General features: G+C 65.6%; 9 protein-coding genes. 5 read left to right on the forward strand and 4 right to left on the reverse strand.

Annotated elements, in window-relative coordinates:
* The first annotated feature begins 6 nt into the window (after positions 1-6).
* Both BMY53_RS14230 and BMY53_RS14235 read left to right on the forward strand, forming a co-directional pair.
* Positions 7-1242 (forward strand): WD40/YVTN/BNR-like repeat-containing protein, encoded by a 1236-nt coding sequence (locus BMY53_RS14230; RefSeq protein ID WP_092947127.1) that lies wholly within the window; start codon positions 7-9, stop codon positions 1240-1242.
* Positions 1239-3725 (forward strand): efflux RND transporter permease subunit, encoded by a 2487-nt coding sequence (locus tag BMY53_RS14235; protein WP_092947128.1) that lies wholly within the window; start codon positions 1239-1241, stop codon positions 3723-3725. The genes BMY53_RS14230 and BMY53_RS14235 overlap by 4 nt, the downstream gene beginning before the upstream one ends.
* On the opposite strand, the gene BMY53_RS14240 is transcribed toward BMY53_RS14235, so the two are convergent.
* Positions 3668-5800: a TonB-dependent siderophore receptor gene (locus tag BMY53_RS14240; protein WP_255370198.1), complete on the reverse strand. Its 2133-nt coding sequence runs from the start codon at positions 5798-5800 to the stop codon at positions 3668-3670. The two genes, BMY53_RS14235 and BMY53_RS14240, sit on opposite strands and share 58 nt — an antisense overlap.
* A gap of 301 nt (positions 5801-6101) precedes the next feature.
* The gene (locus tag BMY53_RS14245; RefSeq protein WP_092947129.1) at positions 6102-7271 is read right to left on the reverse strand and encodes a DUF1440 domain-containing protein; all 1170 of its coding nucleotides are present in this window, start codon (positions 7269-7271) and stop codon (positions 6102-6104) included.
* Positions 7272-7398: 127 nt separating this feature from the next.
* Between BMY53_RS14245 and BMY53_RS14250 the strand changes: the two genes are divergently transcribed.
* Together BMY53_RS14250 and BMY53_RS14255 are read left to right on the forward strand one after the other, a co-directional pair.
* Positions 7399-8106, forward strand: coding sequence for a DNA adenine methylase (locus BMY53_RS14250; protein WP_092947173.1), 708 nt, complete (start codon positions 7399-7401; stop codon positions 8104-8106).
* Positions 8103-8951: an 8-oxoguanine DNA glycosylase gene (locus BMY53_RS14255; RefSeq protein WP_092947130.1), complete on the forward strand. Its 849-nt coding sequence runs from the start codon at positions 8103-8105 to the stop codon at positions 8949-8951. Before BMY53_RS14250 ends, BMY53_RS14255 begins: the two co-directional genes overlap by 4 nt.
* Positions 8952-9064: 113 nt before the next feature.
* On the opposite strand, the gene BMY53_RS14260 is transcribed toward BMY53_RS14255, so the two are convergent.
* Positions 9065-10459: a branched-chain amino acid transporter BcaP gene (locus tag BMY53_RS14260; RefSeq protein ID WP_092947131.1), complete on the reverse strand. Its 1395-nt coding sequence runs from the start codon at positions 10457-10459 to the stop codon at positions 9065-9067.
* A 217-nt stretch (positions 10460-10676) separates the two neighbouring features.
* Complete coding sequence (locus BMY53_RS14265; protein ID WP_092947132.1) at positions 10677-12224, reverse strand: methyl-accepting chemotaxis protein; 1548 nt, start codon at positions 12222-12224, stop codon at positions 10677-10679.
* 259 nt (positions 12225-12483) lie between these two features.
* On the opposite strand from BMY53_RS14265, the gene BMY53_RS14270 reads away from it, so the two are divergent.
* Complete coding sequence (locus tag BMY53_RS14270; protein WP_177200880.1) at positions 12484-13950, forward strand: CHASE3 domain-containing protein; 1467 nt, start codon at positions 12484-12486, stop codon at positions 13948-13950.
* Positions 13951-14060 lie beyond the last annotated feature (110 nt).

A 14060-nucleotide genomic window follows, 5' to 3' on the forward strand; every position in this document is an offset into this window, starting at 1 on the left:
GTTGGGATGCATGCCAGGGCCATCACCCGCCGCAGCTGCCTGCTGCGTTTGTTGGGCACAGCCGGGTTGGCGGGCTTCGCCCGCGCCGAAGCGGCAGCCACCCTTGATCTCCTGGACAGGCCGGCACCGGCGACCACACGCGGCCCGTCCCGCCTGCTGCTGGACATCACGGCTGGCGGGCCCGGCCTGATCGCCGTGGGCGAAATGGGCTTGATCCTCGCGTCGGCCGATGGCGGCACCAGCTGGCAGCAACAGCGTTCGCCGACGTCGGTGATGCTGACGGCGGCCGCCTTCGCCGATGCGCGACGCGGCTGGGCTGTCGGGCACGATGGTGTCGTGCTGGGCACGGACGACGGGGGCGCCACCTGGCGGCGGCAATTCGATGGCCGGCAGGCCAACGAGGCCGTATTGGCTTCGGCCCGCGACGCCCTGGCCGCGGCCCGGGCGGCACCGGCAGCACCGGCAGCACAGGCGGTACAGGCAGTACAGGCAGCCGAGGACGCACTGGCCTCCGCCGAGGACGCGATCAAGGCCGGGCCGTCACGGCCCTTGCTGGCCGTGCATGTCTTCGATGCACGCCGGGTGATGGTGGCGGGCGCCTTCGGCCAGCTCTTCGCAACCGAGGATGGCGGGGCGCACTGGCGCTATCTGGGCGGCGAGCTGTCCAACCCGGAAGGGCTGCATCTCTACGGGCTGGGCGTGAACAGCCAAGGCGGCCTGCTGGTGGCGGCGGAGCAAGGCGTCGTTTTTGTTGCCGAGGCGGCTGCGGGCCGCTGGCGCCGCAGCGAGACTGGTTATGCCGGCAACCTGCATGGCGTGCTCGTCGTTCCCGGCGAAGCCGGCGGCACCGAGACCTGGCTGGCCTACGGCTTCAATGGCCACCTGTTTCGTTCCGTCGATCGAGGCGGCCGCTGGGCTGCCGCGAGTGCCAGCCCCTCGGCCAAGACCTGGGTGCAGGCCCTGCTGGCCGGCAACGCCGCATGGCTGCTGGCGGAGGACGGCCACCTCTTCGTGACCCGCGATGCCGGGCAGAGCTTTCAGCCCGCGCCCCCGGGCACCTTGCCGGTCCGCCGTTATGCCGGCTTCGTGCTGGACAAGCCCGGTGGCCATCTGCTGGCCGTCGGACAGGGTGGTGTGCAGCGACTCTCGTTGCAACGCGCCCACGTGAGCCTTCAAGGCCAGACGCACGCGAACCCTCACGCGCCCACGCCCCCCCGGACGACAGGCAAGACCACAGCATGACGCATTCCCACGATCCAGGCTGGCTGCAGGCCCTCGCCCGCCACGCCGAGCAGTTGCTCTTCAGGCATCGCCGCTGGTGGCTGCTGCTGTTTTCGGTCTGCACCCTGCTGCTCGGCTGGCAGATGCTGCTGCTGCGGCCGGATGCGAGCCTGCAGAAGATGGTGCCGGCGCGCCACGAATACGTGCGCAACTATCTGCACTTCGAGAACGAGTTGCGCCCGCTGGGCAACACGCTGCGCATTGCGGTGGAGGCCCCCAAGGGCAGGACGATCTACGACCCGGTCTATCTGAAGCTGCTCAAGCGGGTCACGGATGAAGTCTTCTACATCCCCGGCATCGACCGGGGCAACCTGCGCTCGTTGTGGACGCCCAATGCCTTGTGGTTCGAGGCCACCGAGGACGGGCTGCGTTCCGGCACGGTGATGCCGCCCAACTTCCAGGGCAGCGAGGCTGACATCGAAGCGCTGCGGGCCAACATTGCCAAGGCGGGCCTCACCGGCTCGCTGGTGGCCAATGACCTGCGCAGCAGCGTGATCGTGGTGCCACTGGTGGAGGCCGATCCCGACACCGGTGCCCATCTGGACTACGGCCAGTTTTCCCAGCGTCTGGAGACGCTGGTGCGGGAACGCTACGAGGCGCAGGGTGTGCGGATCCACATCGTCGGTTTTGCCAAGCTGGTGGGTGACCTGATCCACGGTGCGACCGCCATTGCCCTGTTCTTCGGCATCACGGTGGTGATGACGACCTTCCTGCTCTGGTTCTATTCGCGCTGCTGGCGCAGCACCCTCGTGACCATCGGCTGCTGCCTGCTGGCCGTGGTGTGGCACCTGGGGCTGGTGCACCTGATGGGCTTCGGGCTGAACCCCTACTCCATGCTGGTGCCCTTCCTGACCTTTGCCATCGGCGTATCCCACGCGGTGCAAAACATCAACACACTGGCAGGCGCCACACGCGAAGGGGCGGACAAGGTGACCGCCGCCCGGCGTACCTTCGCACTGCTATTTGTGCCTGGCACCGTGGCCTTGCTGTGTGATGTGGTGGGCTTCTCCACCTTGCTGGTGATCGACATCGGCGTGATCCGCGAGCTGGCGCTGAGTGCCAGCGTGGGGGTGTTTGTGATCATCTTCACCAAGATGTTCCTACTGCCGGTGCTGATGTCCTTTGCCGGCCTGTCACCCGCCGGCCTGCGCCGCGCGCAGCAGCGCCATGCGGGCCGGCACCGGCTGGCCCATGGCATCGCCTCGCTGGCCGAAGGGCGGCGCGCCGTCTGGGTGGTCGGCGCGGCGGCCCTGCTGGCGGGCTGGGGTTATGCGCAGAGCCGCCATCTGCAGATCGGTGACCTGGACCCCGGCGCGCCGGAATTGCGCCCGACCTCGCGCTACAACCTGGACACGGCCTACCTCACCCAGCACTACGCCACCAGCGCGGATGTCTTTGTGGTGATGGTGAAGACCGCACCGGGGGAGTGCGGCGCGTATCCCACCGCCTCCACCGTGCGGCGCCTGCAATGGGCGCTGGAAGAAACACCGGGCGTCCAGGGCACGCTGTCGCTGTTCAACGTGATGGACCAGGTGATTGCAGGCACCTACGGCGGCAACCTGAAATGGTCGACCGTGACACGCAACCGCTACATCTCCAATTCCGCACAGAAGGCCATCCCGCCCGCCCTGTTCAACAACGATTGCTCCATGCTGCCCGTGATCGCCTACCTGGCGGACCACAAGGCCCGGACGCTGGCCGAGGTGGCCCGCACTGCCGAGCATTTCCGTGCGGCCGAACCCGTGGCGCCGGCCGACGGCGCACGCATCGAGATCCTGCTCGCGGCCGGCAACGCCGGTATCGAGGCGGCCACCAATGAAGTGGTGCATGACGCCTGGTTGCCGATGCTGCTGCTGGTCTACGCCATCGTGCTGGTGCTGTTGTTGCTGGAGTTCCGGAGCCTGCGGGTGGCCGTGTGCCTGCTGGTGCCGCTCATCGTCACCTCGCTGTTGTGCGAGGCGGTGATGACGCTGATGGGGCTGGGCGTGAAGGTGGCCACGCTGCCTGTCATCGCGCTGGGCGTGGGCATCGGCGTGGATTACGGCATCTACCTGTACAACCGGCTGGAACAGGGGCTGTCCCAGGGGCTGTCGCTGCGCCAGGCCTATGAAGAGACGCTGCGCACCACAGGGCTGGCGGTAGCCTTCACCGGCATCACGCTGGCAGTGGGCGTGCTGACGTGGAGCTTCTCAGCGATCAAGTTCCAGGCCGACATGGGCGTGCTGCTGACCTTCATGTTTCTGTGGAACATGGTGGGCGCCATTCTGCTGATCCCCGCGCTGGCGGGATTGATGGGGCTGGGCCGGCGTCGTGTTCAGGGTGCCTCAATGGCAACGGGCGCCTCTGCCGAGGCGCCCGTCGCGGTGGTCTCCAACCAGGGGCCGGATCAGAGTTCGAACTTCGCGTTCACCCCCAACGTGCGCGGTGCACCGGGGAAGATGTAGCCCGAGGCCAGGAAGCCCCAATAGCTGCGGTTGAACACGTTGTCCACGCCGGCCCGCAGGGTGACCGGGTGGTCGGCAAAGCGAGTGCGGTAGCTGAAGCCCAGGTTCACCAACGAGTAGCTGGGCAGCGCGTAGAGGTTGGCCGAATCAGCGGTGATGCGGTCGTAGTAGTGCAGCTCGGCATTGGCGGTCAGGCCGTCGATGCCGGGGATGCGGTCACTCAGCGCCACGGTGCCCTGCCAACGCGGCACGCCTTCCAGGCGGTGGCCTTGCACCGAGGCATCGGCCTGCTGGTACTTGCCGGCGGTCCAGGCCGCGCTGCCGTCCAGGCGAACGCCATACGGAAGCTCCGTATGGGCATTCAGCTCCAGACCGCGGATGCGGACCTGGCCATTGGAGACCAGGTACTTGTCGCCGTTGTCGGCGTATGAGTCGTACTCCGCGCCACGGTTGATCTGGTAGACCGAGGCGGAAGCACCCCAGCCACGGCCGTCATGCTTGACGCCGAGCTCGTACTGCTTGCTCTTGATGGGCTGCAAGGTCTCGTCCGCGTTGGCATAGGTCGAGCCCACGGTACTGCCCTGCTCCAGCGACTCCACATAGCTGGCGTAGACCAGGGTGTCCGGGCGCGGGCGGAACATCAGCGCGACCGTCGGCGTGACCGGTGTCTTCTTGTACTGGTTGGTGACCGTGCCTGCCGTGTTGTAGGAGGTCTGTCCGTAGTCCGAGTAGCGCAGGCCCACCAGCAGCGACCAGGCATCCGAGAACTGCACCGTGTCGCTGCCAAAGACCGACTTCTGTGCGGAGTGATAGTTGTGATACTGCAGCGAATCGTCGTAGCTGCCGCTCCAGGTCAGCGGGGTGACCGGCTGGTAGAGGTTCTCGGTGCCGATCGCTTCGTAGAGCGACTTGGGCACCGTCTGCTTGTTCAGCCCCTGCCAACCCAGGCCGAGCGTGACCTGATGCTGCAGGCCGGCGGCGGAGAAGCTGCCCTCCAGCTGGGCCTGGGCCTGCTCGTAGGTGGCAGCGCCCTGGGCCTTGTTCAGGTAGACGGTGTAGTCCCCGTCCTGGTTGTCCAGGCTCATCCATTGGCCGGAATAACGGCGGCGATCCTGGCTACGGCTGATATCGACCTTGGCCGTCCATGCCGGGTCGATCTTCCACTGCAGGCCGCTGGAGATGAAAAAGACGTTGGAGTTGAAGAAGGTGTTGTCGTAGGCGGCGCCGAGGTTCTTGCTGCCCTTGATGGCCTGCGGCAGCGAGCTGCCGGTGTAGTCGTCGAGGAAGAAGTCCTGCACGCCACCGTTCACGCGCCGCGACTGGTAGATGCCGTCAGCCGCCCAGGTCAGCGTGGGCGTGAGGCGATAGTCCAGCGAGACGGAGGACGAGTTGCGCAGCACATGCGAGCCGTTGTAGCCCTCACCCTGCTCATGCGTGAGGTTGACGCGATAACCGAGACGGTTGTCCGCCACGCGGCCTCCGGCATCCAGGTGCTCGCTGAAGATCCCATCGGAGCGATAACCCACATCCACGCTCAGCAAGGGCTGATCGGTCGGCTTCTTGGTGACGAAGTTGATGATGCCGCCCGGTGCACCGAAGCCATACATGAAGCCGGAGGCGCCCTTGAGCACCTGCACCGATTCAAAGGTTTCGATCGGCAGTTCCACCGTGGTCATGAAGAACGGCAGGCCGTTGATCTTGTAGCCGTTGTAATCGTCCAGCGGAATGCCCCGGACGTTGATGGAATAGGCGTTGAAGGAAAAGGTGTCGCCCAGCGCCATGACCGACGCGTCATTGGCGAAGACTTTGCCGAGCGCCTTGACCTGACGGTCTTCCAGATCCTCCTGCGTGACCTGACGGGTGGAGAACGGGGTTTCCAGGTCGGTGCGGGCACCGAGGGCGCCACTGCTGAGGGTCTTGGTGCGAACGCCCTGCACCGTGACGGTGGAGAGGGCGGTAGCGCCGTTGTCCTTGGCGGCGGGGGCGCCGGTATAGGCTGCGGGATCCGTGCCGTTCGCTTGCGCGAATGACGCACCCGCAATCATGGCCAATACTGCGCCGCAAATCGACTTCACTTTTCTCTGCATTGAATGCCCGACGAGGAGGAATGTTTCTTTTGGGCGATATGTGGATCGAGATTGGACCTGATCCCTTCATATCGAGGGAAACGTCACTCTAGGCAGTTCAATTGCAGTCAACCAAGAATCTTTCGGCACATCGATATTCCAATCGACGAGCCGAATTCGGGGTATGCGAAATAGCGATGCGATTCAGTTTGTCTGATTTATTTCCATTTCATTGAACGAGATGAGCGCCTGTCGAGGCGGCGCCATTTCGCGCAGACGCCAGCACAGGCGGCCTGGAGCGGCGGTGGTGTTATTGGTACGCAGTCTCGCCCGTCGGGGCCGGCGACGCTTGCGGCGCCGTCTCCGGCGCCACAGCTGCCACACACACCAGTGCCGCGCCACCAAAGGCCAACAGATCTTCTGTCACGGCAATCGCCCAATCGTTGCCAAAAGCACGAGAGACACGCGTACGGATGGTGTGTCCCACATACGTCGCCACGATGGCGCCGGCCGCGCCGGCCAATGCGCCGGCCGCAGAACGCCCACCGGCCAGCGCGGCGCCGGAGAGCGCACCGCTGGTGACCCTGGCGACCACACCCACGGGCTGCGTACGGTCCGGCGTGGAGGGCAGTTTGTCCACCACCAGTTCGCCCACCGCCATCGGCGTAGTGACCCCGACCGCACGGGTGGTGGCCAGGAAGGCCAGTGGCGAACCGTGGAGGGGGATCAAGCCCAGCCGGGCGGCCCAACTGGCGGCGACCAGCGGCGCGCTGGTGCGCGGCCCCGCCGTTGCACCCAGCATGAATGCCAGCAGCAGCTTGCGACGGGAAGCCCGCGGGGCTGGCGCTGCAGATGAGGCGGACGCAGCTGAGTCGGCAGACGCCAAAGGTCCGGTGGGGCGAGCCGCCATGGCCGAGCCGGTTGCCAGGGCCGAGCGCAAGGTCCAGCCGGATCGACCCACTTCCACCGCCCCGGCCTTCACCTGCCCGAAGAAGCGCCGAAACAGCTTGCGCGCCCCTTCCGTGAAGGTGCCGTAGACCAGATGGGATGCATAGGAATAAGGATGCGAAACGACCGGCGCCTTCCAGATCGGGTCACCAAAGCGGAAAGCCGGCACCAGCGTCTCGTCCACCACCGTGGCGGCCACCACGCCGAAGGCAGCGCCCTGCCCGGCATTGACCTGCGGCAGGATCTCCGCCGCTACACCGTAAATGCCCCCGACTGCCGAACCCATCGCATAGTGCACAGCTTCGCCAGCAGCCGCGCGGCGGCGGGCTGGCACGGGGCGACCGGTCGCCAGGCGAGCGGCCAGGTTGGCCGCCTTCTCGGTCGAGGGCGGCCCTTTCACACCCGAGGTAATGCCTCCCCGCGCAAGCAGGGCTTGGAAGCCCGTCATCACCAGCGCGCCCACCAGCCCGGCCGCCAGCCCCGAGGCAAGACCCAGCAGGGGCTCACCGTCTTCGTTGTGTTGGATGTCCATGCACGGGCTTTGGCAATCCGCATGCCCCTGTGCACAAACCGGCGACAGACGGCGCAACCGGTGGCAGTGCGCTGCATCGGCGGCCCGCCCATTGACATCATCGTCATTTCTGACGATGATTCAGCCCATGAAGTATCCAGGCGGCAAGGGCAAGACCTATCAACACATCATCAACCTGATGCCGCCGCATCGCGTCTATATAGAGACGCATCTGGGCGGCGGTGCCGTGCTGCGAAACAAGCGGCCTGCCGCACATTCCATTGGCATTGATGCCGATGAGCGTGTGGTGGCCCAATGGCGCGCACGGACGGCAGACCCGCCCACTGATACTGCATTTCCAGACGTTGAACTGATTTGCGGGCGGGCGGAGGAATTCCTCGCCCGTTATTCATTTCTGGGCGACGAACTGGTGTACGTGGACCCCCCGTACCACCCTGAGACCCGGCGACAGCCGCGTGTATATCGATGTGACTATGAAGTCGAGGACCACGTCTCGCTGCTGTCATTGCTGGCCCATCTGCCTTGCCAGGTGATCGTTTCAGGATATGCGCATCCGCTCTACGACGAATTGCTGGCGGGCTGGAACCAGAAATGTTTCCAGGCCAAGACGCATACCGACGTGAGAACGGAGACCTTGTGGTTCAACTTCGAACCGCCCGAGACCCTTCACGACAGCCGGCATCGCGGAGACAACTTCCGCCAACGCCAGACATTGAAACGGCGCATGGAGCGCCTGCAAGAACGTGTGCATGCCATGGATCCCGCTGAACGACATGCGTTCGCCCAATGGCTCTATGAAACTTATCCCGCTGCTCCCCTGAGCATTTCCGTATGACCCAGATTCTTGCCATCCTCACCCGCCACGGTTCCCTGCAGCGCGAAATCCCCGATCCCGATCAACAAGTGATGTCCGGTGTACGCTGGGGCCATGCCGATGAGTTCCCCGCCGCTGCCTATTGGCTGCAACGTGCGCTGACCTGGCGCCTGGAGCAGGAAGCACCGGCCCGCCGCTCCAATCGCACCCTGGCCGAGGAAGTCGGCGCCTGGCTGCTGGGCGGCCAGGGCGTGACGGCGGCCGTGGCTCAGGCCGCGTTTGACCGCCTGCGCATGCAGGGCGCGTTCGCCCGCCCGGGCGTGACCGAGGCCGCCTTCGCTGCGTGGTTGTCGGAGCCGCTGGACGTGGGTGGGCAACCGGTGGCCTACCGCCTCGCCGCACAACGGGCCAAGTACCTGGCCACGACGATGCCGGCCCTGATTGAAGGCCCGGGCGCGCGCGACGGCCGCGAACTGCGCGACTGGCTGATGACCCTGCCGGGCCTCGGCCCGAAGTCGGCCTCCGGCATCGTGCGCCAGTGGTCTGGCGCCACCGATGTGGCCCTGCTGGACAACTATGTGCTGCGGGTGGGCCAGGTGATGGGCCTGTTCGGCCGCAAGCTCACGGTGGAGCGCCACTATCTGGAAATGGAAGCGCGCTTCCTGCAGCTGTGCAAGGCCATGAACGTGGGCGCACCCGATGTGGAAGCGGTGATGGCCCTGGAATTGATCCGGTCGCCGGAGACGGCACGCTTCCTGGCCGACTATCTGAAGGCCACCGAGCCGAAGGCCAAGGCGGCACCCGCACCGACGCCCGCGCGCCGGGGGCAGGCGCCGGAGCAGCTGTCGTTGGTGTTTACCGGTTGAGCAGTTCACCGGTTAGTGGCTGAGCGGCTCAGGGCCCATGGCCCATGCTGAGCCCCAGCGCGGGTGAATGACTGAGCGGCCGGAAGGCCGGCTCGGGGTCGGCGGTGCGCCGCTCAGCGTTCATTCAGCAGCGAATGCCGACGCGAATAGCCGAAGTAGACGGCCAGCCCCGCCAGCGACCAGACGCCAAAGGCGATCCAGGTCATGGTTTGCAGAAAGGTCATGAGTGTCACGCACAGGGCGATCGCGAGCAGTGGCACCGCAGGCACAGCGGGGCAGCGGAATCCGCGGCGCAGTTCCGGCCGGGTTCGGCGCAACACGATCACCGCCAGCGAGATCAGGCAGAAGGCCGCCAGCGTGCCGATGTTGATCAGCTCTGCCAGCACGTTCAGCGGCACCAGGGCGGCGAACAGGCCAAACACCAGGCCGACGATCCAGGTCGCCAGGAAAGGCGTGCCAAAACGCGGGTGGACCCGCGAGAGCCGGCGTGGGAACAGCCCGTCACGGGACATGGCGAAGATGATGCGCGTCTGCCCATACATCATCACCAGAATGACGGTGGTCATGCCCAGGATGGCGCCGACATCGACAAAGCCGGCCACCCAGTTCTCATTGGCGCGCTGCAGCGCCAGCGAGACCGGATGGTCCACGCCCAGGAATTCCTGGTACGGGACGATGCCGGTCATGATCAGCGACACCACCACATAGAGCAGTGCACAGACCGCCAGCGAGCCGATGATGCCGATGGGCAGGTCCCGGTCTGGCCGCTTGACCTCCTCCGCCGCCGAGGAGACGGCATCAAAACCGATGAACGCAAAGAAGACCAGCGCGGCGGCACTCAGGATCCCGGACATGCCGAAGGGGGCAAAAGGCTGCCAGTTTTCCGGCCGCACGTGGCGGGCGCCAACGACGATAAAGAGCAGCACCACGCCAATCTTCACCGCCACCATGATGTTGTTGAGACGCGCGGACTCACGGATACCCAGCGAAAGCAGTGCAGCAATCGCCACCACGATGAGGAACGCGGGCAGGTTGATCCAGGTCTGGACACCCGGCACCGCCCCTGGCGCGGCCGTCAGGGCCTGCGGCAAGGCCACCCCGAACCCGTGGAGCAGCGACTGCAGGTAGCCCGACCAGCCCACAGCCACTGCTGAGCAGGCCAGGCCATATTCCAGCATCAGGTCCCATCCGATGATCCAGGCCACCAGCTCACCCATCGTGGCATAGCTGTAGGTATAGACGGAGCCGGCTACCGGCACGGTGCTGGCGAACTCCGCATAACACAGGGCCGCAAGGGCACAGGCGATGGCCGCCACCACAAAGGACACGGTGAGCGCAGGCCCGGCCGTCAAGGCGCCAGTGCCGGTCAGCACGAAGATGCCGGTGCCCACGATGGCGCCGATGCCGACCAGCACCAGGTCCAGCGGCCCCAGCACCCGCTTCAACCCCTGCTGGGCCTGGGCACCACGCAACAGATCATCCAGATTCTTTGTCCGGAACAGACTCACGACGGACTCCTCACAACAACAATGGCACGGAAGGATTCAGACACAGCTTGGGGCTTGGACACAACTACAAATACAGCTACAGAACGGACAGCGGCCGCAGTTGCAAAGGCAACTGCGGCCGCGAGAGTGCGAATTATCAAGCTTGCCCGGGCGTGAGCACGCGGGCTGGCGGCCCGGGCATGAGCACGCGGGCTGGTGGCCCGGGGGCCTCGTCAGCTCAGACCAGTTTGAAGCTGGAGATCGCCTCCGACAGCCGCTTGGCCTGATGCTCCAGGCTGCCCGCCGCCGCCGCGCTTTCTTCAACCAGAGCCGCGTTCTGCTGCGTCACCTGGTCCATCTGCGCCACCGCCTGGTTGATCTGCTCGATGCCTCGGCTCTGCTCCTGCGCAGCCCCCGAGATCTCCGACACCAGGGCGCTGACCTGCTGGATCTGGTCCACGATCTTGCGCATGGTCTCCCCGGCGGCCGCCACTTCCCTGCCACCGGTCTCGACCGAGATGGTGGAGGTGGAGATCAGCGACTTGATTTCGCGCGCGGCACCCGCGCTGCGTTGCGCCAGGCTGCGGACCTCACTGGCCACCACGGCAAATCCCCGGCCGTTTTCGCCCGCTCGGGCGGCCTCGACGGCGGCATTCAGCGCCAGGATGTTGGTCTGGAAGGCAATGCTGTCGATGACACCGATGATGTCTTCGATACGCCGGCTGCTGTCGGTGATGGCATTCATGGTGGCCACCACGCGGCCCACCGCTTCGCCGCCATCGGCAGCCGTGACGGAGGCGGACTGGGCCAGCGCGGTGGCCTCACGAGCACCGTCGGCCGCCTGACGCACGGTACCGGTCAGCTCTTCCATGGCGCTGGCGGTTTCTTCCAGGCTGCTGGCCTGCTCTTCGGTGCGGCTGGACAGGTCCAGGTTGCCCATGGCGATCTGGGTCGAGGCGGTGGTGACGGAATCCACCCCGGTACGCACCTCCTGCACCAACCCGCGCAGGCCGGTGACCATGCGCGAGAGGCTCTGCTGCAGGTCACCCAGTTCGTCGCCGCGATCGACTGGAACGTCGCGGCTCAGATCCCCAGCGGCAACGGCCTCCATGGCTTGACGGACCTTTGCCAACGGCCGTGTCACCGACCGCGTGGCCAGCACGCCGAAGATCAGCCCCGCCACAGCACCGATCGCCACGGCGCCCAGCAGCAGCATCGACGTCTGCTCCACGGCTGCATTGGCCTTCACGCCGGAGTCCGCCATCAGCTGTTCCTGCTGCTCCACCAGCTTGCGCAGCTCGGCGACATAGGCCAGTTGCGCGGGCCGGAGCCGGTTCAGCAGTTCGATGCGTGCTGCGTCCATGTTCTGGCCGGCCACCTGCGCCATGAACGCATCCAGGCTGGCCCCATAAGTCTTGCGCGTTTCCAGGGCCTGGCCCAGCAACTCCTTGGCCTTGGGGTCACGGATGCTGGGGATCAGCTTTTCGTAGATCTCCCCCGCTCGCTGGCGTGAGTCCCGGATGGAGCTCAGCTCCGCACTGCGCTCGTCCGCCTTGTCCATCAGCAAGACATTGCGGGCATTGCGCGCCTGTAGATTGAGCTCGTCAAAGATGCGGCTCACGGCGCGGACCTTCACGTAGCGGTCGTCCAGCACCTCGCCCAACCGATGGTCGATATTGTCCAGTCCCCCTCGCGAGATGGCGGCCATCAACATCATCAGCACGACGAGCAGGCCGAACGCCAAACCCAGCCTTGTACCGATCTTGAGCTTACCCACAACAGACATGCAGACCTCCTCTAATCAACTGCTTGTGAAGAACCAGGGAACCCTTCAGGTATCGACAGAAAAAACGATGACCCAAGGGTAAATCCGCACACGAGGGCGCTCAACGCCCAGGGGAGCAAGTTCTCTTCATATCACAACGGCCCCGGAGTTATGGATGCACGGGCAGCGCGGCGTCTACACTCGGCCGAATGGCGGTCGCGCCGAGCCCGTTCTCGCGGGCCGGACGCACGCATCGGCCGATCAGGCGAGGAGGCTCTCGATGTGGACCTTTGGCAAACGCATGGGGCTGGGCTTTGTCCTGTCCTTCACGGTGTTGATCCTGATCGGCGCCGTCGCCTTGCAGGGCATTCAGCAGGCCGGCAGGAACAGCCAATTGGTGTCGCAAAGCCATGAGACGCTGGAAGCCACCACCGGCATCCTCAGCGCACTCAAGGATGCCGAGACCGGTCAGCGAGGCTTCCTGCTTTCCGGCGACGAAAACTATCTGCAACCCTTCAAGGCCGGCAGCCAGGCCGTGCAGCGCTATCTGGGCGACCTGGAACGGTCGCCGATCGGGCGAGGCAACCCCGAGAACATCCGGACCCTGCGCCAACTCACCGCAGACCTGCTGGCACTGCACGAACAGCGCATCGAGATGCGGCGCCAGAAACCGCTGGAGGAGGTGCTGGTCAAGGTCAGGACCGGGGAAGGCAAGCGGCGGATGGACCAATTGCGGCAGATCCTCGGGGACATCGAAACCCGGACCCGGCAGGAACTGACCGAGCGATCGGAGGAGACAGCCGCGGCTGAGATCTTCGTCACACGTGTCGTGATCCTGGGCACGCTGGTGGGGCTGGCGGTGGTGATCGTGGCCTGGCTGCTGCTGCAGCGGCAGCTCACCGGCACGGTGACCCAGGCGGCCTCCGAGGTGCAGTCGCAAGCCACCGAATTGGAGACCACCTCGGACCACCATGCCAACACCGCTGGGGAAACCGCCACCTCGGTGAATGAGGCGTCGGCCTCGGTGCATGAACTTCTAATGGCCTCCCGTCAGATCGCACTGCGGGCCCAACAGATCTCCGACGTGGCCATGCGAAACGGCGAAATGGCCCATCAGGGCCGCGCCGCTGTTGAGGCGCACAGCGCCAGCGTGACCAGCATGCAACGGCAGGTCGATCGGGTGGTGCAAGGCATCGTGGGGCTGGGCAAGAAGGCACAGACCATTGGCGGCATCGTGGGCCTGGTGGAGGATCTGGCCGAAAAGACCAACATCCTCGCGATCAACGCCACCATTGAGGCGGAGGCCGTGGGCGACCATGGCCAGCGCTTCTCTGTCGTTGCCGACGAGATCCGTCAACTGGCGGACAACATGCGCGAGGCCTCCCGGGACATCCGCCTCCAGTTGGACGACGTCCAGGGTGCCGCCAATACCACGGTGATGGCGACTGAAGCCGGCGCCAAGGCAGTGGAAACAAGCGCGGCAGGCTTCGGGTCCATTCTGGCCCTGTTGTCCGAAGTGGGTGATCGGGTGGTGAGCGCCCGGGCCGCCGCAGCAGAGATCCAGGTGGCCACCCAGCAGCAGTCCGCCGCCCTGGAGCAACTCGAAATGGTGTTCACCACCGTGGCCCAGAGCAGCCGCGAAGCCAAGGAATCTTCCGCGCAGAACCGCCGCAGCGCCACGCTGCTGGCCGGTTCGGCCGCCCGCCTGATGGCCTTTGTGGCTGCCGAGCGGTCCACCGCCACCTGACCGGTGCCCGGGAGGGCACACCGTCGCGTACAACCGACACACCGACGCCGTTGTTGCGATAATTCTTAAGAACTATTCGCATTTACAAATAGACTGCCGGCCATCGGTGA

Origin of the sequence: Roseateles sp. YR242 (assembly GCF_900109745.1) — a bacterium.
In the GTDB taxonomy this organism is placed as follows: domain Bacteria; phylum Pseudomonadota; class Gammaproteobacteria; order Burkholderiales; family Burkholderiaceae_C; genus Roseateles.